Raw genomic sequence first — 21,637 nt, forward strand, 5'->3', positions numbered from 1 at the left:
ACCCTCGTCCGGCTGTTCTCATTGTCGGCTAAGTTACGAACGTGAACTGGGCCGTTGCGACGTACGACTCCGCGTTCGGATACGTGTCCGCGCACGGCGCTCCGCTGGTCGACCTGCTCGATCCGCAGCCCGACGAGCGCATCATCGACCTGGGCTGCGGCACCGGCCTGTTCGCCGCCACCATCGCCGAGCGGGGCGCCGAGGTGCTGGGCATCGACGGGTCGCCGGAGATGATCGCGCAGGCCGCCGCGGCCTACCCGCAGTTGTCGTTCGCGGTCGGCGACGCCCACGACTTCACCACCAGCGAGCCCTACGACGCGGTCGCCTCCAATGCGGCGCTGCACTGGATGACCCGCGACCCCGACGCGGTGATCGGCGCGGTGCACGCGGCGCTGCGGCCGGGCGGGCGGTTCGTCGCCGAGATGGGCGGGGCCGGCAACTGCGCGGAGCTGATCGCCGCGATGCAGACCGCCTGGCGGATCTTCGGGCTGGCCGAGCCCGAGCTGCCGTGGTACTTCCCCACCCCCGCCGAGTACACCTCCAAGCTGGAGGCCGCCGGCTTCACGGTGCGGCTGCTGGAGTACTTCGACCGGCCCACCCGGATGACCGAGGGCCCGGGCGGCGCCGCCGACTGGGTGCGGGTGTTCGCCGCGAGCGCGCTCAAGGAAGTGCCGCCGGAGATCGTTGAGCCGTTGCTGGCGCGCATCAACGAGCTGGCCGCCCCCGCGCTGCGGCGGGAGTCCGGCTGGGTCGCCGACTACGTGCGGCTGCGCTTCGCGGCGGTGCGCAAGCCGGACGGCAGCGCGCCCATGCCGGAGGGGCCGGCGGGTCCGGCCGCGGCCGCGGGGCCGCCGCCCACGGTGGTCACCCCACCGCCCATGGGGCCTTCCGCGCCGCCTCCCTCGGGTGCGCCCGGTGAGCCGCCCCTCCAGGGGGCGCCAGGCGCACCGGGCATGCCGGGTGCGTCCTCGCCGGGTGTACCCGGTGCGCAGGCCCAGCAAGGTCCTCCACCGCCCTCACCGGGCGTTCCGGGTACGCAACCCCAGCAAGGCGCGCCAGGTATGCCGGCGCCTTCTCCCGGCGTGCCGAGTGCGCAGCCTCAGCAAGGTGCGCCGCCCCCGATGCATACCGTTCCCATGGCGCCCGGGGCCGGTCCGGCGAACGTGCACGCCACCGCGCCGCCGCCCTCGCCCGGGGGCGAGCCTCCGTTCGAGGTTCCCGCCGTGCACCGGCACTGACGCGGCGCCATGGACGGGACACTACGGCTTTACGACCCCGGCAACGGGCGGCTGGAAGAGCTGCCGCCGGGTCCGCTCCATATTCATGTACGCGGGCCCGGGCTGCGCGCATTCGTCATCGCGGACCTGCTCCGCCGGGTCGCGGGCAGGCGGCGCCGTCGCGTACGCGTCACATGTTCCGGCCCGTTCCCTGAAGTCCGCGCCCTCGCCGACTTCAACGTTCTGGAAATGGAGGCGGGCGAAACCGCGTCCGCACAGGTGGTGGTGGCGGAGGGTGACGAGTCGAACGCAATTCAGCCGAATACGGCGCGTCTGCTGCTCGTCCCGGCTTTCGAGCCGCCACCGGCGGATGAGGATCCGATGACGCTGCGCCTGGCGATCCTGCACACCGCCTACCGTGACCCGCTCCCTTGGTCCGAGCGACTCGCGGACGCGCGTGCCCGGCTCGACCGATGGCGCGCCCTCATGGCGGAGTGGGCCGAGTCCCCCGGCAGACCAATGGACCGGACATACGCGGCGGACGCGGAGCGTGCGCTCACCGACGACTTGGACAGCCCCGCCGCGCTCGCCGTACTGGAAGGGCTCGCCGCCGATCCCGCCGTCGCCCCCGGGGCCAAGTTCGAGACGTTCGTTCACTTGGACCTGGTACTGGCCCTCGATCTGGTGCGCGATATCGGTCACCGCTGAACGTCCGGCGAGATGACCGTAAACCGGCCCGTCACCTGGTGATCATCTGCTGTTCAGATGGACCCCGCGGGCGATCCCGGCAACCGGAACGGCAGATCGGCCAGATCCGGCCGTCCGGACCTGCGGATACCCCGACAGAGAAGCCCAAACGTCATCGGGGTGAAGCAAACCACCAAATTCCGACTTGACGCAAGGACCGGAAACCTGCTTGGTTTGCCGGTCGTACCCCGCCTCCACCCGTCTCAAACGGAAGGCATCAGCTTGCGTCTTTCAGCCCCCCGCCTCGCCGTCTCGGCCGCCGTCATCGGCACGGCCGCCGTGACCGCGAGCGTGGCATTCGCCGCAGCCGGGCCGGGCGACCCCGCCCCGGTGACCAAGGCGGGCGCCCCCACGGCGACGTCGGACCCGGTGGTCCACACGTTCAGTGACATCTCCACCTCCGCGGTGGAGCAGTACTGGACCCCGGCGCGGATGCGCGCCGCCAAGCCGGTTTCCCTCCCCAAGACCGTCCAGGGCACCGCGGCCACCCCGGTCGCCGAGGCCTCCGCCCAGACCGGCGACGTCCCGGCCGCCCCGGTCGGCGGGACCGTCGCCTCCGGCGACGTCTCCACCGCTGCCGTTGTCGGCGCCAAGCAGTGGAGCAACCAGAAGTCCGGCATCGCCCGGACCACGGGTCGTATCTACTTCTCCCGTGGTGGCAGCGACTACGTGTGCAGCGGCACCGTCGTCAACGCCGCCAACAAGCGCACTGTCTGGACCGCCGCCCACTGCCTGCACAGCGGTGGCCCCAAGGGCGTCTGGCACCGCAACGTGCTCTTCGTCCCCGGCTACCGGGACGGCAAGAGCCCGCTCGGCCGGTACGCGGGCCTGCACGGAGCCGTCACCCCCCAGTGGGTCAACAGCACGAACGCCAACTACCGGTTCGCCCACGACCTCGCGACCTTCACCGTGGGGAACTCCGGCGGCAAGCGGGTTCAGGCCCGCACCGGCGCCCAGGGCATCGTCTGGGGCTACAAGAAGCGCACGTACGCCATGCGTGCCTTCGGTTACCCGGTGGTCTTCCTGCCGTCCAACAAGCGGACCCAGGGTCACCGCCTCTACTACTGCAGCGGCACGACCAAGGGCATCCGCTTCCACGCCAAGGCGCCGGTCAGCATGTCCCTGGCCTGCACCATGGGCGGTGGCGCCAGCGGCGGCTCCTGGCTGTACGGCATGAACAGCAAGGGCTGGGGCAAGGTCGCGGGTGTCAACAGCACCCACAGCACGCAGGACAACCGCATGTTCAGCCCCTACCAGGGCGCCGCGGCCCAGAAGCTGTACAACTACATCAAGAACAGGTAGGCCAAGTAGGCATCGCCTACCGCAGGCCACTGACACGGGCTGTGCCGGAGTCGTCTCCGGCACAGCCCGTGCTCGCGTCCACGGCTCCTCGGGCAGCACCCGCGCCCTACCGCGTGTCCAGCCCTACCGGGGTGCTCTCCGGCCCGGATCGTCTCCATCGGCAGCGGCAAGGAGACGCCCTGACGCGAACGGGCCGCCACCGGAGTCACCTCCGGTGGCGGCCCGCTGCTCTGCGTGCCTGAGGCGCGTCACCTCGTCCGGGACACGCCCTAGTGAGTCACTCGGCGTCCGGCGCCGGCATCTGGACCGGCTTGGCGTTACGCATCCGCTCCTCGGTCCAGTACTCCTCGACCTCCTGCGGGTCCTGCTGCACCTGGTGGTGGACCACCGACTGCGTCGGATCCTGCGGCTCGGGGTCGTTGTCCGCCTGGCCCGTCGCTGCGAACCCCACCACCGTGACCGCCGCAATGGCTGCCGCCGCACCTGTCAGGACGATGATTCGCCGTCGGCTCATGACTGATCCTCCGTGTCAGAAGTCGGGCGGGCCCTGCCCATGCGCTTACCTGGAGCCCTCTGAGCAGCAATCCGTACGGGCCCATGCTAGGACGCAGTCCGCTCAACGAACCGGTCCTCTCGCAGGTTTCAGCCTCGTCCCGCCAGGTACGCCACCGCAAGCCTCTTCGGCGCCGACAACCGCCACGCCTCGACGACGAGCTCCTCCAGCTCGTCCACCGGAACCTCGGCCAGCCGCACCTTCACCCAGCCGAACCGGCCTGAGGTGTAGGCGACCTCGTAGGCCGCCGGGTTCTCCGCCACCAGGGCCTCCTGCTCCTCCCGGGTCGCCTTGAGCAGCACCTCCTGCCCGTCCTGTGCCAGGTAGCAGAACCCCTTCCCGCGCACCTTCAGGCTCACCCAGTTGGCGTGCTCGCGTTCCTCCACCTCGGGGAGGTCCATCACCATCCGCTGGAACGCCTCCGCGTCCGCCCCGCCCATCTCGTCCACGGTCCACCCCTACCAGGCGGATCCGACATTTCTCCGCCTCGATCCGGCGAGGTCACATCCACCTAACCATTCGCCCGTCGGCAGGGTCCCCAGTAACGAACCTCTTTTCGCGCCACATGCGTCTCTGTAAGCTTTCGCTGCGTACCCCGCCCTGCAGACAGCTCGACTCGATCAGGGATTGGCATGCTCGCCCCGCTCGTTCGGCCCCTCGGCCTCCTAGCAGTGGCCGGACTCACCGTGGGCTGCGGCACCGGCTCCTCCTCGTCAGGCACCTTCCAGCCCTCCGGCAGTCTCGCCGACCCCGCCTCTCCCAGCACCGGCCCCACCGGCCCCGGCGCTCTGCCCACCGAGCAGGTCGACGCCCAGGTCCTCAAGCGCTACGCCGCCTACCAGAAGGCCTACAAGACCGCCTACGAGACCAACGACCCCTCCGGCCTTTCCGCCGTGGCCACCGACCCCCTGCTGACCACCGTCACCAGGGACGTGGAACGCACCCGCGCCAAGGGCGAGATCTGGCGCTTCGTCAACATCTCCAACGCCCGCGTCTACGCTCGTTCCAAGGACGGCCTGACCGTCTACGTCGTCGACTGCATGCGCACCCTCGCCGGCTACCGCTTCTCCGCCCGCACCGGCGAACGCACCGGCGGCGGCACCGGCGGCAGCCACCAGTACCGCACCGCCCTCAAGTACGACGCAGGCACCTGGAAAGTCTCCGACACGAAGCGGGACAAGCCATGCTGACCCCCACTCCATCCGGCCTCCGCCCGACGCGGCTCTCGGCACTGAGCGCAGCGACGATCGTCCTCGCCGGCTCCCTCACCGTGCTGAACGGAGTCTTCCTGAACGAGTCACCGGCCCTGGCCGACCCCTGCGGCGGAGGCGGCCAGAACTTCGGCTGCGGCCTCGAAGACGGCGGCGGCGGCTCCGGCGGCGGAGGCGGCGGTAATGGTGGCGGCGGCGGCGGTGGGACCGGGGAGATCCCTGATGTGAACCAGGACGGAGGAGCAGGCGGTCCGGGGGCGCCCAACAATCCCGCACAACCGGCGCCGGAACCCGCGACGCTGGACTTGGCCGCCCAGGCCCGTTCCACCGCGGAACTGCCGACACCAACGGCGCATACCGCGCCGAGCGACAAGACATACGTCAGCCTGCGCACACGGCTATGGGTGGATGGGTTCGTCCCAGTCAGCACCGAGCCGATCAACGTGGGCAACCAAATCGTGGTCGCGACCGCCACACCGCGCACGGTCACGTGGAGCCTTGGAGAGACCACAGTGACCTGCAACGGCCCAGGCAGCAAGACCAGCGATGCCTGTAGTCATGTCTTCCAGCGTTCTTCGGCGAGCACGCCCGGCGGCGCCCACCAGGTCACCGCGACCATCACCTTCTCGGTGACCTGGACCTGTGTGGGCAGCGGATGCGATGCCCCCGGCGGAACACTGGACGACCTGACGTCCACGTCGATTCCTCAGCCACTGGTGGTCAGCGAGATCCAGACGAACTCCCGGCCATGAAACCGACATCGAAGAGCGAGCGAACGGCACTTCATGGTACGGCCTGGGCCACCTTGGCCCTGCTGGGCCTGACTCTTGCCGGCTGTGGTGGAGATGACGAGCCGAGGAAACCGTCCACAGCGCGTACGTCCGCCACGCCGACCGCCTCCACCCCACCTCCCAGCTATTCGGCTTCTCAGGTCAAGACTCGCCTACTGACGGCCGGCGAGGTCGGAGACGGCATCTACAACGCTCCTGTCGAGTTTCTGCCATTCAAGGACCGTAAGGCACCTTCGTGCTCACTGTCGGGGGTCTCGCTACCGGCCGACCCCGAGCTGACATTCCGGCAGTACTCCAACCGCACCCGGCAAGCACGCAAAGAAGTCAAGTACGCGCAGCTCATCGCCCGCTTCAAAAGCCCCGAGGACGCCACAGGGGCCTATGAGAAGCTGAGGAAGCGGGCACGGTCATGCCCGGCCAAGCAACAGGTGCCCGCCAAGAAGATCAGGGAGAACTTCACCCTTTTCCCGCATAACGATACCTGGCGGGTCAGCGAGGACACCATCGCCGGCTGGCAGCATCTACGCGGCACCGAAAAGCAGGTCATCCCAAGAGGCTACACAAAGCACAACGTTCTTCATTACATGTACGACTACGCACTGCGCGGCAATCTTGTGGTCGCTACAGCGTACTGGGAGCGCACGGAGCCGGACGAGTCCGGCGATCCGGCCGCCAAGCGCGCCACGGAAGTGCTAACCAGGCAGCTGCGCAAACTCGGTTGACCGGCCCTGCGGGGACACACTCTTATTCGCCTACCGGGGCGAGCAGCATGCCATTCCTCCAGACAAGTGGCGAATGATTTCCGCTAATTCGCCGCGGGTGATGTCCGGGATGTGTCTTGGGGCGGGACGCCGTACGGCAGGAGGGCTGTGAGGCGACCGACGGCCTCGGGCAGGGGCGCCGGGCGGATGGAGTTTGGGGGGCGGGTTCGTGGGGGCATGGTGGTTGACCGGATCGGTCCGGTTCGGGGCTTGATCGTGTCTTCTGGGGTGGGGGCGGGGGTGAGCAGGATCGGGGTATGAGGCGAGCAGTGATCGTGATCGATGTCCAGGAGTCGTTCCGGCGGCAGCCGATCTGGGAGGCGACGTCCAATCCCGCGGTCGTGCGGCAGGTGCGGCGGCTGGTGGAGCATGCGCGGGGCGAGGGCGACCTGGTGGTGTGGGTGCTGCACGCCGAGGCGGGGTCGGGGACGGTCTTCGATCCGGCGCTCGGGTTCGTCCGGCTGATGGACGGGCTGGCGGCCGGGGAGGGGGAGCCGGTGCTGACCAAGACGGCGCACAACGCGTTCACCACGACGAACCTCCAGCAGATCCTGACGGCGCGGGGGGTGCGCGAGGTGGTGGTGTGCGGGATCCGTACCGAGCAGTGCTGTGAGACGACCGCGCGACTGGCCTCCGACCTCGGGTTCGAGGTGACGTTCGTGACGGACGCGACCGCGACCACGCCGATCGCGCACCGGGACGCGCCGGGTGGGCGGACGGTGGCCGAGATCCTGGCCGATCCGCGGACGCTGGGGACCGACGAGATCATCACGCGGACCGAGTACGCGCTGGCCGGCCGGTTCGCCACGATCCGTACCGTGGAGGAAGTGACCGGAGTGCTGGTGGAGGGCTGACCGGATCGTGACGCGTGTCGTCTTCCTGCTCGTGCCGCGCCTGCACCTGCTGGACCTCGCCGGACCCGCCCAGGTGTTCTCCACGGCGGCCGACCTTGGCCACGGGTATGAGCTGGGCTACGTGGCCGGGCAGGAGGACGTGCCCTCGGCACAGGGGGTGCGGCTGCGGGCGGAGACCGTCTGGCCGGAGCTGTGCCCCGACGATCTCGTCCTGGTGCCGGGCTGGCGGGCTCCGACGCTGCGCGGGCACCCGGGGGTCGGCGCGGATCTCGCCGAGCGGCTGGCCGAGCACCATGCCCGCGGCGGCACGGTCGCGAGCGTGTGCGCGGGGGCGGACGCGCTCGGGCGGGCCGGGCTGCTGGACGGCCGCCGGTGCACCACGCATCACGAGCTGCAGGACGAGCTGGCCGCCCGGTATCCGAAGGCGACGGTGGTGCGGGACGTGCTGTTCGTGATCGACGACCGGGTGGTGACGTCGGCGGGCATCGCCAGCGGGATCGACCTGGCCCTGCACCTCATCGCGGGCAGGCACGGGCCCGGCGTGGCCGCGCGGATCGCCCGCACGATGGTGGTGTACGCCCGCCGTAACGGGGAGGAGCGGCAGGCCAGCGCGATGCTGCGGCACCGGGCCCACCTCAGTGACGTGGTGCACCGGGTGCAGGACCTCATCGATGCCCGGTTCACCCAGCGGCTGACGCTGGCGGATCTGGCCGCGTCCGCCGGGGTCAGCGAGCGCACGCTGACGCGGCTGTTCGGGCGGGCGACCGGCATGACGCCGCTGCGCTACCAGCAGGTGCTGCGGCTGGAGCGGGCCGACCATCTCATCGGGCAGGGCGCCACGGTGGAGGCGGCGGCCCGTGCGGTCGGGTTCCAGGACGCCCGGATGCTCCGCAGGCTCAGGTCGAGGCCGCTCCCCGGCGCCTCCTGACGTCCGGTCGGGCTCCGGAAACCGACAGGCCGGGCGAACCGGACGCCGGTTCGCTGCATCGTAGAGGGCGCAGTGCCCATCAAGGTCCAAGCGGCGGGACCGAAAGACGTCACGAAAGAGAACCCAGGTCTTGTCCAGGTACCACCGTTCGGTATTGGCCCTTGTCTGCGCCTCCGTTCTGCTGCCGCTGTCGGCGTGTGAGTTCGAGGTCGGCACCACTTCGCCGGCCGGCGGCTCGCCGGACACCGGCCCGTCCGCCGGAGGGGACGCCCCGCAGACCGGGTCACAGGACGGCCCGGCAGGTCAGACGATCGATTTCAACGGGTTGAACGTCCAGCTCCCGGCGTCGTGGAAGGCCGTACCCGACGGGAACGGCGGCGGCCGCTGGCACATCACCACCGGCGGTTCATGCGGCTCCTACGGCTACCTGGAGGCCGACGCCTGCCGCGGCTGGTGGCTGCTGGGAGCCGACGACATCGCCCAGGGGAACGAGGGGAGCCCCTACTCCCCCGGCCGGCCCTACTACCCGCAGACGGACTCGGTCCCGTGTCCCACCGACCCGGAGACCTACCAGACCACGCCGCAGTCCCCGCAGGCACAGGGACTGGTACCGGTCGGCGACCACCGGGGCGACTACCGGGAGTGGGCCATCACCTGCATCAGCCCGGCGGGCGGCGCACGCACCGGCGGCTTCGTCCAGCGCCTGGTCTACCTGCCCGAGTCGCGCATCCTGGTCGTGGACAACTGGCAGACGCCGGGCCTGATGAACCTGCTGAAGAACGCCACCTGGCGCTGACGGGCGACAAGCCGACGCAAGCGCCGGCCGGGCGCCCTAGGCCTGCCGCTCCTTCCCGTCGCCGTGGGGCCGTGGGCCGGATGCGGGTCAGAGGAGGGGGCGGGCGGCCACGACGATGCCGTCCTCGTCGCTGTAGAGCCAGTGGCCCGGGTGGAACTCGGTGTCGCCGAAGGCGACGGGGACGTCCACCTCGCCGGCGCCGTCCTTGGCGCTCTTGCGGGGGTTGGAGCCCAGGGCCTTGATGCCCAGGTCGAGGGTGCGCAGGGCGGCCACGTCGCGTACTGCGCCGTTGATCACCACCCCGGACCAGCCGTTGCGCACCGCGGCAGCGGCGATCAGGTCGCCCATCAGCGCGGACGCCAGTGAGCCGGCGCCGTCCACCACCAGGACGCGACCCTCGCCGGGGGTGTTGAGCAGCTTCTTGACCAGCGCGTTGTCGCGGTGGCAGCGGACGGTGGCGATCGGGCCGGCGAACGCGGTGCGCCCGCCGTACTGCCGGAACTGGGTCTGGCAGCTGGCCAGCTCGGCGTCGAAGTCGTCGATCAGGTCGGCGGTCGCGAACTCCATGCCGGAAGCCTACCGTCCGGTAACCCCGTGGCCCTGGATCGGGTCCGGGAAGGGCATTGTGGAAAATCTGACAGACAACCTCCGGTTCCGGTAAGAAGGTCCGGAACCGGAGGAGGTACCCATGCAGCCCCCCGCCCAGCCGAACAACGTGTTCGATCCCCTGGCTCCGGAGGATCCACCGCACCTCGGGGGGTACCGGATCCTGGCGCGGATCGGGGCGGGCGGCATGGGCCGGGTCTACCTCGGCGCCACGCAGAGCGGACGGCGGCTCGCGATCAAGGTGGTGCGCCCGGAGTTCGCCGACGATCCGGAGTTCCGCCGCCGGTTCCGGCAGGAGGTCACCGCCGCGCAGCGGGTGCAGAGCCTGTACACCGCAGCGGTCATCGACGCCGAACTGGACGGGCCCAGGCCGTGGATGGCCACCGTGTACGTGCCGGGGCCGTCGCTGGCGCAGGTCGTCGCCGAGCAGGGGCCACTGGCGCCGGAGACGGTCCGTCCGCTGGCCGCCGGAGTGGCCGAGGCGCTGGTGGCCATCCACCGGGCCGGGGTGATCCACCGCGATCTGAAGCCGTCCAACGTACTGCTGGCGCCGGACGGGCCACAGGTGATCGACTTCGGGATCGCCCGGGCCGCCGACGCCACCCCGCTCACCCGGACCGGCGTGCGGATCGGCACCCCGCATTTCATGGCGCCCGAGCAGGCCCTCGGGCGGCACTGCACCCCCGCAGTGGATGTGTTCTCGCTGGGGGTGCTGGTGTTCTTCGCCGCGACCGGCCGCTCCCCGTTCGGCGAGGGACCCGACCAGGCGGTGCTGTTCCGGATCGCCAGGGAGGAGCCGAACCTTGACGGCTGCCCGGACGACCTGCATCCGCTGATCGAGCGCTGCCTGGCCAAGGAACCGGACGCACGGCCCGCGCTGCGCGAACTGATGGACGAACTCAACCCCGGCGGCGATGCCCCACCACCCGGATGGCTGCCGCCCGAGGTGACCCGTCGGCTGGACTCCTATTCGGCCGAGCCGCCCCCGCCGGCCGTTCCGCCGCGGCCCGGGCCTCCCGGCCCGCCGGCATCGCCCGTTCGGCCCGGAACGCCACCCGCCACGGCGCCACCGCCCGGCGCCCTGGCACGTACGGCTCCGGGCCCGCAGCCGTACGCCGGGCCGCCCGTCGCCGTCCCGGGAGCGCCGGGGAGTCGTTCCACCACCAGCCGGACGCTCGCCATCGCGCTGGGCGGAGTCGGGGCCGTGGCGCTGCTCCTGCTGGTCACCGTGATCGTCCTGCTCGCCGACGGCCCGGCCGAGCCGACCGCTCCCCAGGGCCGGGACGAGCGTTCCGCCGCGGCCCCGGCCCCCGATCCGGCCGGACCGCCGACCTCATCCGGCCCCCTCCCCTCCGCGAGCGACGCGCCGGCCGGGGGGACTCCCCCCGGCACTCTGCTGAAGGAGTACGAGGGCATCCAGCTCGCGACCGACTACACGATCGACTTCCTCGGCGATCCGAAACATCCGCGGGAGGGCGACGACGGCGACCTGTCCTACTCGGCCTACAGGTCCGACGAGATCAGGGCGGACCGGCTCGCGGTGCTCGACCCCGGTCAGCCGGACACCTACCAGGCCTGCCGCGACAACACCCGGTACACCGAATACCTGGACGACGACGGCTACAAGCGGGGCACCCGGTTCTGCGTCTATACCGATCAGGGGCTGACGGTGCTGGTGAAGGTCACCGACCTCCAGTCCGACCCCAGCGACTTCGTCACGCTCGACCTCAAGATCTGGCAGGGCTTCCCCGCGCCGAGTCCCACCGGGTGAGCGCGATCGTCTGTCTCCCCACGGGGATCTAAGGGCCTTCCCGGGGCGACCGGCCTCAGGTGTCGGGGCCGTCGGTGGGGCGGCCGATCAGGCGGGACAGCACGATCGAGGTCTTGGTCTGGGCGATCTTGGGCTCGCGGCGGAGGCGTTCGAGGGTCTCCTCCAGGTGGGCGATGTCGCGGGCCCGCAGGTGAATCAGGGCGTCGGCCTCCCCGGTGACGGTGTAGGCGGCGATGACCTCCGGGTGCCGGCGGACGCTCTCGTACGTCTCCTCCGGTGAACGGGCCCCGTTGTAGAAGATCTCGATGAACGCCTCGGTGGTCCAGCCGAGGGCCGCCGGGTCGACCACGGCGGCGAAACCGGTGATGACGCCCTCCTCGCGCAGCCGGTCGACCCGGCGTTTGACCGCGGGCGCCGACAGGCCGACGGCGTCGCCGATCTGGGCGTAGGAGGCCCGGGCATCCTCCAGTAGTCGCGCAACGATCCGACGGTCAAGGTCGTCAAGACGCAATGAACACAGCCCCTGAAGCAGGTTTTTGTAATTGGTCGTGCCTCATCGCCGACCTTACGCTGTGTGCTGGGTACGCGGCCACCCGCGGACCCCGCCGTATCGTTCCCGCGGCACCGGTGACCCCGGTGCCGGCACTCCGGCCACGGTCATCTGGGGTCGGCGGACCGCCGAAGGAGCATCGTGACGCGAACCCAGCAGCTGCGCGCCCTGTCCGAAGAGCACAGCGCCCACAACTACCACCCGCTTCCGGTCGTGATCGCCGAGGCCGAGGGGGCCTGGGTGACCGATGTCGAGGGCAGGCGCTACCTGGACATGCTGTCGGCGTACTCGGCGGTCAATTTCGGGCACCGCAACCCCCGGCTGATCGCCGCCGCGCAGCGCCAGCTGGAACGGGTCACCCTGGTCAGCCGGGCCTTCGACCACGACCAGTTCGGCCCGTTCGTCGCCGAGCTGGCCGAGCTGGCCGGCAAGGACATGGTGCTGCCGATGAACAGCGGGGCCGAGGCCGTCGAGACCGCCCTCAAGGCCGCCCGCAAGTGGGGGTACGAGGTCAAGGGCGTGCCGGCCGACCAGGCCGGCATCATCACCTTCGAGGGCAACTTCCACGGCCGGACGACCACGATCGTCGGCTTCTCCACCGACCCGGACGCCAGGAACTCCTACGGCCCCTACACGCCGGGCTTCCGCACCGTCCCGTACGGGGACGCCGAGGCGCTGCGGGCGGCGATGGACGAGAACACGGTGGGCGTGCTCATCGAGCCGATCCAGGGCGAGGCCGGGGTGAACGTGCCGCCCAGCGGGTTCCTGAAGACGGTGCGGGAGCTGTGCACCGCGGGGAACGCGCTGATGATCGCCGACGAGATCCAGTCCGGGCTGGGCCGTACCGGCGCCACGTTCGCGGTCGAGCACGAGGGCGTGGTCCCCGACATGTACCTGCTGGGCAAGGCGCTGGGCGGCGGCATCCTGCCGGTGTCGGCGGTGGTGGCCGACGCCGATGTGCTGGGGGTGTTCCGGCCGGGCCAGCACGGCTCGACGTTCGGCGGCAACCCGCTGGCCTGCGCGGTGGGCCGCGAGGTGGTCGCGATGCTGCGGACCGGCGAGTTCCAGGAACGGTCGCGGACGCTGGGCGCGCACCTGCACCGGCGGCTGGGCGCGCTGCCGGGCGACGTCGTCCGCGAGGTGCGCGGGCGCGGCCTGTGGGCCGGGGTGGAGCTGAACGGCAAGGCCCGCCCGGTCAGCGAGCGGCTGATGGAGCTGGGCGTGCTGGCCAAGGAGACCCACGAGACCACGCTGCGGCTGGCTCCCCCGCTGATGATCGACCAGGAGGATCTGGACTGGGCGCTCGACCAGTTGGAGATCGCCCTGCGCGACTGACCGGGCCGCCCGGCGGCCGTACCGGCCAGCAGCGTTCCGGCCGAGACCCGGCCAGGGCGATCCACGCGGCCTCCGCCGAGGCGTCGCGGACGCGCCGGTCCTGAACGCTCACGCCCTGTCAGGCGTTCGGCCGCCCGGCCGCAAGGGCACCGCCACGCCCACGGCGGCACGGCGAACTCCGCTGGAGCCGCATCACCTCGGCGGAAGGGTCCGGGGGATCAGGCCAGGCGCCGGTAGTGGCCCTCGTAGTACAGCAGGGGGCGGCGGTTCTTGGGGGCGGGCGTCTGGACCGCGAGGACCTCGCCCACCACGATGCTGTGGTCGCCGCCGTCGTGCACGGCGTGCGTGCGGCACTCCAGGGACGCCACCGACTCATCGAAGATCGCCGCACCCGTGTGCGCGCCCCGTTCGAACGGATGGCCGCCGAGCCGGTCGTCCAGGGGGCGGCCACGGGTGGCGAACCACTGGGAGAGGTCCTCGGCCTCCTCGGGCAGCACCGACACCGCCCAGCCGCCCGACTTCAGCACGGCGTCGTGCAGGCGCGCGATCTTCTCCGCACAGAACAGCACGAGCAGCGGATCCAGGGAGACCGAGGTGAAGGCGTTGATGGTCATCGCGTGGTCCACCCCGTCGGCGACAGTGGAGACGATCGCCACACCGGTGGCGAACCGGCCCACCACCCGGCGGAACTCCCGGGGATCCACCCGCGCGGGGGACGGCTTCGGCGGCGGCTGCGGGAGATGGTCTTTGTTCACGATTCAGCCAGGTTATCCGGCTCGCCCACCAGGGCCTTCGGTCAGGGCCGGTCCCGCACGCCCGGCCCCAGCAGCCAGGAGCCCGGCACACCGGCCGACCGGGTGAGCGCGACGGCCAGCCCACCGGCCACCATGCCGCCCACGATGAACAGATAGCCGGCCAGGTCGCCGGTGATGAGCAGGTCGCCCTCGGACCGCCGGCTGGACGCGGCGATCACCACGGCCATCCAGGTCACCCACGGGACCGCCGCCCCCGGCTTGGCGCGCATCCCCCAGCCGGCCAGCCACAGCACGCCGAAGTTCAGCGCCACCAGCACGATCGCCGCCAGCGGGACCGGCCCGACGGTCCAGCCGTAGTGCAGCGAGCCGACGACCCCCAGGACCACGCCCAACAGGGCCAGCATCCCGTAGGCGGCACCGGTGACGAACGCCCGCAGCCGCTCGTTCCCGGCCCCGGCCCCCCTGCCGCCGTCACCGGCCGGCCCCTCCCCAGCCGGATGGGCCGCCGGAGGCCGATCGGCCGGACCGTCCGACGGCGGGTCGCCCGGGGACGATGCGCCACCGTCCTTGGTCAGCGGCACTCCGGCGTCCTGGTCCTTGTCCACAGCCACTGAGGTTATCGAGTCGGCGCCGGTGTCCCGAGCCAGGTCCCCACCGCCCGCGCCCGACCGGGCCCTACTCCCGGCCGGGCAGCCCCGAGAACAGGCCGCTCTCCCGGCCGCCCGCCGCCGAGGGGCCGCGCCGCCCGTCGAGCAGCGTGTAGTACTCGGCGCCGAACGCCTGCTGGCCGATGTTGTTGGACAGGGCGAAGAACGGCCCCTGGTCCTCGGAGGCCACCGTGATCTGGGTGCGGTGGGCGCGTAGTGCCGCCAGCTTGGCGGGCAGGTGGGCGCGGGCGTCCACCACCGTGGTGACCTGGTCGTCGGGCACGCCGTAGCCGAGCTGGTCGATGCTGGAGACCCGTTCGAACGGGTGCCGGGACTCGCGCATCAGCGCGATCGACCGGGACAGCACCGTGCGCGGCGCGGCGGTGGCGTAGAACTTGGCGGCCAGCCAGGGCTCGCCCTCCCCATGGCCGGGGTCGGCGGCCAGTTCGCGGGCCCGCCGCGCCACCCGGTGGGCCTGGATGTGGTCGGGGTGCCCGTAGTGGCCGTGCTCGTCATAGGTGACGAGCACCTGCGGGCGCACCTCGCGGATGGTCTCGGCCAGGAGCGCGCCCGCCTCGTCCACGTCCGCCCGCCAGAAGCAGCGGGGGTGCTCGTTGGACGGGGCGCCCATCATGCCCGAGTCCCGCCAGCGGCCGGGGCCGCCGAGGAAGCGGTGGTCGGTGACGCCGAGCGCCGCGCACGCCTCGGCCAGTTCGCCGATCCGGAACTCGCCGAGCCGGTCCTCCTTGTCGGCGGCCAGATGGCGCAGCTCGTCCGGGATGATCTCGCCCTCCTCGCCGAGCGTGCAGGTGACGAGGCAGACATGGGCGCCTTCGGCGGCGTATTTGGCCATCGTCGCGCCGGTGCTGATCGATTCGTCGTCCGGGTGCGCGTGGACGAACAAGATCCGCCAGATGGGATCACTCATGAGGCTAGGCTAGAACCTGCCCGGCGGCGAGGGCCAAGCCGACCGGCTCGGCGGGTCGTGAGGCCCGTGGGATCCCCGGCCCGGGCCCGCCCGGGAACCCGGCGGGTCACCGCTGGAACCTCTCCGGCCCCAAGGTCGCGGGCCGCCCCACTGGCCTCACTCGGCGGCCTGGCCGTCTGTTCCCTCCCCGGCACCGCCGTTACCAGGGTTACCCCCACCGCCGCCGTCACCGGGATTGGTGCCGCCACCGCCGTCACCGGTACCGCCGTCGTCGCCCGTGCCCCCGTCGTCGCCGGTGCCGCCGCTGGGCGGCGGAGCGGAGGGCTGCTGGGACGGCTCCGAGGGCTGGGACGGCTCCTGGGTGGGCTGCGGGTTCTGGGTGGTGGGCTCCGGCTCCGGCTCCGGCTCACTGCTGTACTGCGGCGGGTCGGAGTCCTGCGGCCCCTGCGGGACCTGCTGCTCGTCGTCGCCCTGGTCTTCGGTGGTGCGCTCGACGGTGGGCGAGGGGCTCACCTGGTCGGTCGGGTCGTCGCGGCCCGAGGCGTACACCAGCCCGCCGATCAGCAGCAGGATCAGGGCGACCGCGGCCGCCGTGGCGATGAGCGGGCCCTTCGAGCGGTCCTGCCCGTCCCCAGGCCGGGGCCGTCCCGGCGGGGGCGGGTAGCCGGGCACGCCCGGCAGCGTCCCGCCCACCGGGCCGGCCGCCCGGGTCCGGCTCGCGCCGGTGGTCCGTCCCGCGATCTGCTGGCCCTCCGCCAGCACCGCGGTGGGAAGCTCGTCCCCGGCCGCCGCCGCGCCCGCGGCGCCCATCGCCGCGGCCATCCCCGGACCGGCGACCCGGGTGGCGTCGACCGCCCCGGGCCCGTCCAGCCGGGTGGCGTCGGCCGCCGGGCCGGCGGGGGGCGCCGCGACCGGGCCGCTGCCGCCGCCGATCAGCCGCATCATCAGGGCCTGCGCGGTGGGCCGCGCCTGCGGGTCCTTGGCCAGGCACTCGCGGATCAGGTCGCGCAGGTCGCCCGGCACCCCGTCCAGGTTCGGCTCCTCGTGGAGCAGCCGGTTGATCACGGCGGGAATGGTGTCCTGGCCGAACGGGGGCCGCCCGGTCGCGGCGAACACCATCGTCGAGCCCCAGGAGAAGACGTCCACCGCCTCGGTCAGCGAGGTGCCCATCACCTGCTCGGGCGCCATGTAGGCGGGGGTGCCGATGGCCTTGGTGCTGGCCGCCGAGCCGGGGTCCAGGGCCCGGGCGATCCCGAAGTCGATCACCCGGGGGCCGTCCGGCGCCATCAGCACGTTGTGCGGCTTGAAGTCGCGGTGCACGATCCCGGCCTGGTGGATGGCCACCAGCGCGGTCATCGTGCCGATGGCCAGCCGGTCCAGCGCCGCACCGGTGCGCGGGCCCTCGTCGGTGACCAGCTTCTGCAGCGACGGGCCCGGCACGTACTCGCTGGCGATGTAGGGCCGGTCGCCGGCCACGTCGGCCTCCAGCACCTGCGCGGTGCAGAACCGGGCGACCTGCTTGGCGGCCTGAACCTCACGCACGAACCGGCTGCGGGCCGTCTCGTCCTCGGTCAGGTCCGCACGCAGCAACTTGATGGCGACCTTGGTGCCCGTGGCGTCCTGTCCCAGGTAGACGACGCCCTGGCCGCCTTCGCCGAGACGTTCCAGGATCTCGTAGGAACCCAGTCGCCGCGGATCACCCGAACGCAGCTCCGGCATCGACACTCCTGTACGCGGGACCTAAGGGCAGAACTCCGAACTTACCGGAGAAGGGGCTCGCTCACCGGGCCTCGGCGGGAGCTGGCGGTGACCGGCCACGTGGCGTTCACCTCATGCACGGGTCTTCACGGTACTCCTCCCGGCGGCGTTCTCGGATCATCTCGCCGGACCCGGGGGCTTTCCGGTCACCCCGCCGTGCCCGAGGGCTTTCCGATCACCTCGGGATACCGGGAGGGGAGGATGGGTCGACCGCCCGGCCCCGGCTGGCAGACTCGGGAGACATGACCATGAGCTTCCCACGGCAGAGCGCCCGTACCCGTCGGTTCACCCTGGGAGTCCCGCGCGGCTTCCACATCGCGCCGGACGGCTCGCGGCTGGCGTTCCTGCGGACGAAGTCGGGCACCGACCCGGTCACCTGCCTGTGGACGCTGGACCTGGCCACCGGCGAGGAGCGGCTGGTGGCCGACCCGGCGGCGATGGCGCTGCCCGGCGAGGAGGACCTGCCCGCCGAGGAGCGGGCCCGCCGCGAGCGCGCCCGCGAGCAGGCCGGCGGCATCGTCGGGTTCGCCGCCGACCGGGAGCTGCGGACGGCGGCGTTCGCGCTGGGCGGCCGGCTGCTGGTGGCCGACCTGCGGGAGGGGACGGTACGGCCGCTGGAGGCGAGCACGCCGGTGTTCGACCCGCGCCCCGACCCGGCCGGACGGCGGGTGGCGTACGTGTCCGGGCGGACGCTGCGGGTCGTCGAACTCGACGGCTCCGGCGACCGGGCGCTGGTGCAGCCGGAGAGCGAGCAGATCTCCTACGGGCTCGCCGAGTTCATCGCGGCCGAGGAGATGGGCCGCATGCGCGGCTACTGGTGGGCGCCGGACGGCACGTCCCTGCTGGTGGCCCGGGTGGACGAGACGCCGGTGACGCGCTGGCACATCGCCGACCCCGCCAACCCGGAACGCCCGGCCACCGAGGTCGCCTACCCGGCGGCGGGCACCCCCAACGCCTACGTGGCGCTGTACCTCATCGACGTCAACGGCTCCCGTAAGGCCATCGTGTGGGACCGGGCCGAGTTCCCCTACCTGGTGACCGCCGTCTGGGACCGGCACGGGCCGATGGCCGTCGTCCAGTCGCGCGACCAGCGGATCATGCGGGTGCTGGGCGTGGACCCGGCCACCGGCGAGACCTCGGTGCTGCATGTCGCCCACGACCCGGTGTGGCTGGACGTCGTCTCCGGCGTGCCCGCCCGTACCGGCGGCGGCGACCTGGTGTGGACGGTCGAGGACCCCGACACCGACACCCGGCGGCTGACCGTGGGTGGGACCCCGGTTACCCCGGCGGGCCTGCAGGTGCGATCGGTGCTGGGGGTCGAGGGCGACTCGGTGCTGTTCACCGCCTCCGAGGAGCCGACCGAGGTCCACGTGTGGTCCTACGGCCCCGGCGAGCTGACCCGGCTGAGCGAGGGTCAGGGTGTGTTCGGCGGCGCCCGGTCGGGGAAGGTGACCCTGCTCACCGCCTCCCGGCTGGACCGGGACGGCGTCGAGGTGCGGGTGAGCGGCCCCGGCGGCATGTACTCGATCGCCTCCCGCGCGGAGACCCCGGTGATCACGCCGACGGTGCACCTGCTGCGGGCGGGCGAGCGGGAGATCCGCACGGCGGTGGTGCTGCCGACCGGATGGGAGCCGGGGGCCGGGAGGCTGCCGGTGCTGATGGACCCCTACGGCGGGCCGCACGCCCAGCGGGTGCTGGCGGTACGGCGCGCCTACAACGAGGCGCAGTGGCTGGCCGACCAGGGGTTCGCGGTGGTCATCGCCGACGGCCGGGGAACCTCCGGTCGCGGCCCGGCCTGGGACCGCGCGGTGCGTGGCGACTTCGTCGGCCCCGTGCTGGAGGACCAGATCACCGCACTGGAGGAGGCCGTCCGCTGCTTCCCGGACGCCCTGGACATCGACCGGGTGGGCATCCGCGGCTGGTCGTTCGGCGGCTGGCTGGCGGCGCTGGCGGTCATGTACCGCCCGGACGTCTTCCATGCGGCGGTCGCCGGCGCCCCGGTGACCGACTGGAGGCTGTACGACACCCACTACACCGAGCGCTATCTGGGCCACCCCGAGGAGGAGCCGGAGAACTACACCCGCAACTCCCTGATCGAGGCCGCCGGCCGCCTCGAACGCCCGCTGCTGCTCATCCACGGCCTCGCCGACGACAACGTGGTGGCCGCCCACACCCTGCGCCTGTCGTCGGCGCTGCTGGCGGCGGGCAAGCCGCACACCGTGCTGCCGCTGTCCGGGGTGACCCACATGACCCCGCAGGAGATCGTCGCGGAGAACCTGCTGCTGCTCCAGGTCTCCTTCCTGAAGACCCACCTCACCTGAGGAGTCCGGCCGATACGCCCGGTCGTCCCCGCGCAGGTCCCGGGGCGGTCAGGTGGAGCCGTGCCAGGAGCGCCACAGGGCGGCGTAGGGACCATCGGCCTCGATCAGCTCGTGGTGGGAGCCCAGCTCGCTGATGCGGCCGTCCTCGACCACCGCGACCCGGTCGGCGTCGTGGGCGGTGTGCAGGCGATGAGCGACGGCCACGACGGTGCGGCCGTCCAGCACGGCGGCCAGTGAGCGTTCCAGCCGCCGGGCCGCCCGCGGGTCCAGCAGGGAGGTGGCCTCGTCCAGCACCAGCGTGTGCGGGTCGGCCAGCACCAGGCGGGCCAGCGCGAGCTGCTGGGCCTGCGCCGGGGACAGCTCCCGCCCGGCGGAGCCGACGACCGCGTCCGGGCCGGGCCCGTCCCAGCCGACCGCCGCCAGGGCGGCATGCACCTGCTCATCGGTGGCGTCGGGACGGGCCATGACCAGGTTGTCGCGCACGGTGCCGTGGAACACATGGTGCTCCTGGGTGACCAGGGCAACATGGCCGCGCAGCTCGTCCAGCGGCAGTTCGACCAGCGGCACCTCGCAGCCGTCCGCGCCCACCGTCACCGAGCCGGTGCGGGGCCCGTGGATCCCGGCCAGCAGCCGACCCAGGGTGGATTTGCCCGCCCCGCTCGGCCCGACGACCGCCAGCCGCTCCCCCGGCCGCAGCACCAGGTCGACGCCGTGCAGCACGTCATGACCCGCACGGTAGGCGTACCGGACGTCACGGGCCGCCAGCCGCGTCCCGGCCGCGTCCTGGCCGGGACGCGGCCGGGCGGCGCCGGGCGCGCGGTCGGCCGGGACGGTGGCCACCCCCAACAGCCTGGCCAGCGAGGCGCCGCCCAATTGGAGGGAGTCGAGCTGGTCCAGCAGGCGCTCCACCGGGCCGGCGAGCTGCTGGACGTACAGGGTGGCGGCGGTCACCTGGGCCAGCGACGCCCAGCCGTGGACGTGGTAGATCCCGCCGATCAGCAGCGTGGCGGTCACCTGGAGCCCGAAGCTCATCGTGACCACCGGGTAGGCCACCAGGCGCAGCCCGAGGGTGTAGCGCTCGCGTTCCCAGCTGCCCGCGATGTCGGCGTCGGCGCGCCGGTGCCGCCGCTCCTGCAGGCCGAGCGCCTCGACGGTACGGGCCCCCGCCACGGTCTCGGCCAGGCCGTCGGTGAGCGTCGCCCACGCCTCGTTCTCGCGCAGATAGCCGGTGCGGGCGCGCGGCAGGTACCAGCGGTTGACCGCCCAGATCGCCGGGACGGCCAGCAGGCACGGCAGCATGAGCAGCGGCCCGACCAGCAGCAGCGCGCCCGCCGTGAACACCACCACGACCACCGAGATCATCGCCTCCGGGGCGGCGAAGCGGACCACGCTGGACAGCCCGCCCACGTCTCGGGACGTCCGGCTCACCAGGTCGCCGGTGCCGGCGCGCTCCACCGCCGACAGCGGCAGCGCCAGCACCCGGTCGACGAACTCCTCCCGCAGCCCGGCCAGTACCCGCTCCCCCAGTCGGGCGGAGGCGTAGTAGGCGTAACGCAGCAGCACGGCCTGGGCGATCACGAACCCGGCGATGGCCAGGGCGATGCCGTCGACGGCGGCGTGGCCGTCGGCCACGTCCTGCACCAGGCCGCCCAGCAGCCGGGGGCCCACCAGCCCGGCGGCCGCCGCCAGGGCGTGCAGCAGCAGCGCCCCGGCCAGCGCCCGCGGATGCCGCAGCACGAGCCGCCGCGCGTACGCCCGTACCTGGGCGGACGTCGCCACCGGCAGGATGTCGGCGCTCACTCGATC

General features: G+C 72.3%; 21 protein-coding genes. 12 read left to right on the forward strand and 9 right to left on the reverse strand.

Features of this window, described 5'->3' with window-relative positions; translation table 11 throughout:
- Window positions 1–41 precede the first annotated feature (41 nt).
- From C4U03_RS41810 to C4U03_RS13820, 3 genes are all read left to right on the forward strand, one after another.
- Window positions 42–1,238, forward strand: a complete 1,197-nt coding sequence (locus C4U03_RS41810) for a class I SAM-dependent methyltransferase (protein ID WP_235017845.1) — start codon at window positions 42–44, stop codon at window positions 1,236–1,238.
- 9 nt (window positions 1,239–1,247) lie between these two features.
- Window positions 1,248–1,925, forward strand: a complete 678-nt coding sequence (locus C4U03_RS39920; protein ID WP_146087364.1) for a hypothetical protein — start codon at window positions 1,248–1,250, stop codon at window positions 1,923–1,925.
- Window positions 1,926–2,186: 261 nt separating this feature from the next.
- The gene (locus C4U03_RS13820) at window positions 2,187–3,266 is read left to right on the forward strand and encodes a hypothetical protein (protein ID WP_146087365.1); all 1,080 of its coding nucleotides are present in this window, start codon (window positions 2,187–2,189) and stop codon (window positions 3,264–3,266) included.
- A 277-nt stretch (window positions 3,267–3,543) separates the two neighbouring features.
- On the opposite strand, the gene C4U03_RS13825 is transcribed toward C4U03_RS13820, so the two are convergent.
- Both C4U03_RS13825 and C4U03_RS13830 read right to left on the reverse strand, forming a co-directional pair.
- Window positions 3,544–3,780, reverse strand: a complete 237-nt coding sequence (locus C4U03_RS13825) for a hypothetical protein (RefSeq protein ID WP_103938150.1) — start codon at window positions 3,778–3,780, stop codon at window positions 3,544–3,546.
- A gap of 128 nt (window positions 3,781–3,908) precedes the next feature.
- Window positions 3,909–4,259, reverse strand: coding sequence for an MmcQ/YjbR family DNA-binding protein (locus tag C4U03_RS13830; protein ID WP_103938508.1), 351 nt, complete (start codon window positions 4,257–4,259; stop codon window positions 3,909–3,911).
- 192 nt (window positions 4,260–4,451) lie between these two features.
- Between C4U03_RS13830 and C4U03_RS13835 the strand changes: the two genes are divergently transcribed.
- The 6 genes from C4U03_RS13835 (at window position 4,452) to C4U03_RS13860 (ending at window position 9,160) form a co-directional block, all read left to right on the forward strand.
- Window positions 4,452–5,009: a hypothetical protein gene (locus tag C4U03_RS13835; protein WP_146087366.1), complete on the forward strand. Its 558-nt coding sequence runs from the start codon at window positions 4,452–4,454 to the stop codon at window positions 5,007–5,009.
- Complete coding sequence (locus C4U03_RS41120; protein WP_200827230.1) at window positions 5,003–5,782, forward strand: hypothetical protein; 780 nt, start codon at window positions 5,003–5,005, stop codon at window positions 5,780–5,782. Before C4U03_RS13835 ends, C4U03_RS41120 begins: the two co-directional genes overlap by 7 nt.
- The gene (locus tag C4U03_RS39925; protein WP_146087367.1) at window positions 5,779–6,543 is read left to right on the forward strand and encodes a hypothetical protein; all 765 of its coding nucleotides are present in this window, start codon (window positions 5,779–5,781) and stop codon (window positions 6,541–6,543) included. The genes C4U03_RS41120 and C4U03_RS39925 overlap by 4 nt, the downstream gene beginning before the upstream one ends.
- A 296-nt stretch (window positions 6,544–6,839) precedes the next feature.
- Window positions 6,840–7,436 carry a cysteine hydrolase family protein gene (locus C4U03_RS13850; protein WP_200827231.1) on the forward strand — a complete coding sequence of 199 codons (597 nt, stop codon included), beginning with the start codon at window positions 6,840–6,842 and terminating at the stop codon, window positions 7,434–7,436.
- A 7-nt stretch (window positions 7,437–7,443) separates the two neighbouring features.
- Window positions 7,444–8,364 carry a GlxA family transcriptional regulator gene (locus C4U03_RS13855; protein ID WP_103938153.1) on the forward strand — a complete coding sequence of 307 codons (921 nt, stop codon included), beginning with the start codon at window positions 7,444–7,446 and terminating at the stop codon, window positions 8,362–8,364.
- 154 nt (window positions 8,365–8,518) lie between these two features.
- Window positions 8,519–9,160, forward strand: a complete 642-nt coding sequence (locus C4U03_RS13860; protein ID WP_103938154.1) for a hypothetical protein — start codon at window positions 8,519–8,521, stop codon at window positions 9,158–9,160.
- Window positions 9,161–9,247: 87 nt separating this feature from the next.
- Here the strand turns inward: C4U03_RS13860 and rraA are convergent, their stop codons facing one another.
- Window positions 9,248–9,727, reverse strand: coding sequence for a ribonuclease E activity regulator RraA (gene rraA, locus C4U03_RS13865; RefSeq protein ID WP_103938155.1), 480 nt, complete (start codon window positions 9,725–9,727; stop codon window positions 9,248–9,250).
- Between the two features lie 121 nt (window positions 9,728–9,848).
- Between rraA and C4U03_RS13870 the strand changes: the two genes are divergently transcribed.
- Entirely contained in the window at window positions 9,849–11,537 is a 1,689-nt protein-coding gene (locus C4U03_RS13870) for a serine/threonine-protein kinase (protein ID WP_235017846.1), read from the forward strand.
- Window positions 11,538–11,592: 55 nt separating this feature from the next.
- Here the strand turns inward: C4U03_RS13870 and C4U03_RS13875 are convergent, their stop codons facing one another.
- On the reverse strand, window positions 11,593–12,048 hold the full coding sequence (locus tag C4U03_RS13875; RefSeq protein WP_103938156.1) for an Lrp/AsnC family transcriptional regulator: 456 nt from the start codon (window positions 12,046–12,048) through the stop codon (window positions 11,593–11,595).
- Window positions 12,049–12,225: 177 nt separating this feature from the next.
- Here C4U03_RS13875 and rocD point away from each other — a divergent pair, with 177 nt between their 5' ends.
- Window positions 12,226–13,422 carry an ornithine--oxo-acid transaminase gene (gene rocD, locus C4U03_RS13880; RefSeq protein WP_327372878.1) on the forward strand — a complete coding sequence of 399 codons (1,197 nt, stop codon included), beginning with the start codon at window positions 12,226–12,228 and terminating at the stop codon, window positions 13,420–13,422.
- 218 nt (window positions 13,423–13,640) lie between these two features.
- Here the strand turns inward: rocD and C4U03_RS13885 are convergent, their stop codons facing one another.
- The 4 genes from C4U03_RS13885 to C4U03_RS13900 form a co-directional block, all read right to left on the reverse strand.
- Window positions 13,641–14,177 (reverse strand): flavin reductase family protein, encoded by a 537-nt coding sequence (locus tag C4U03_RS13885; protein WP_235017847.1) that lies wholly within the window; start codon window positions 14,175–14,177, stop codon window positions 13,641–13,643.
- 41 nt (window positions 14,178–14,218) lie between these two features.
- Window positions 14,219–14,782 carry a DUF6113 family protein gene (locus C4U03_RS13890; protein WP_103938158.1) on the reverse strand — a complete coding sequence of 188 codons (564 nt, stop codon included), beginning with the start codon at window positions 14,780–14,782 and terminating at the stop codon, window positions 14,219–14,221.
- Between the two features lie 70 nt (window positions 14,783–14,852).
- Window positions 14,853–15,752 carry an N-acetyl-1-D-myo-inositol-2-amino-2-deoxy-alpha-D-glucopyranoside deacetylase gene (gene mshB, locus C4U03_RS13895; RefSeq protein WP_103938159.1) on the reverse strand — a complete coding sequence of 300 codons (900 nt, stop codon included), beginning with the start codon at window positions 15,750–15,752 and terminating at the stop codon, window positions 14,853–14,855.
- Between the two features lie 156 nt (window positions 15,753–15,908).
- Window positions 15,909–17,471, reverse strand: a complete 1,563-nt coding sequence (locus C4U03_RS13900) for a serine/threonine-protein kinase (RefSeq protein ID WP_103938160.1) — start codon at window positions 17,469–17,471, stop codon at window positions 15,909–15,911.
- 281 nt (window positions 17,472–17,752) lie between these two features.
- Here C4U03_RS13900 and C4U03_RS13905 point away from each other — a divergent pair, with 281 nt between their 5' ends.
- Window positions 17,753–19,831 (forward strand): S9 family peptidase, encoded by a 2,079-nt coding sequence (locus C4U03_RS13905; protein WP_103938161.1) that lies wholly within the window; start codon window positions 17,753–17,755, stop codon window positions 19,829–19,831.
- A 48-nt stretch (window positions 19,832–19,879) separates the two neighbouring features.
- On the opposite strand, the gene C4U03_RS13910 is transcribed toward C4U03_RS13905, so the two are convergent.
- Window positions 19,880–21,631, reverse strand: coding sequence for an ABC transporter ATP-binding protein (locus C4U03_RS13910; protein ID WP_103938162.1), 1,752 nt, complete (start codon window positions 21,629–21,631; stop codon window positions 19,880–19,882).
- Between the last annotated feature and the right edge of the window lie 6 nt (window positions 21,632–21,637).

It is taken from the genome of Thermomonospora echinospora, from assembly GCF_900108175.1.
Lineage (GTDB): Bacteria > Actinomycetota > Actinomycetes > Streptosporangiales > Streptosporangiaceae > Thermomonospora > Thermomonospora echinospora.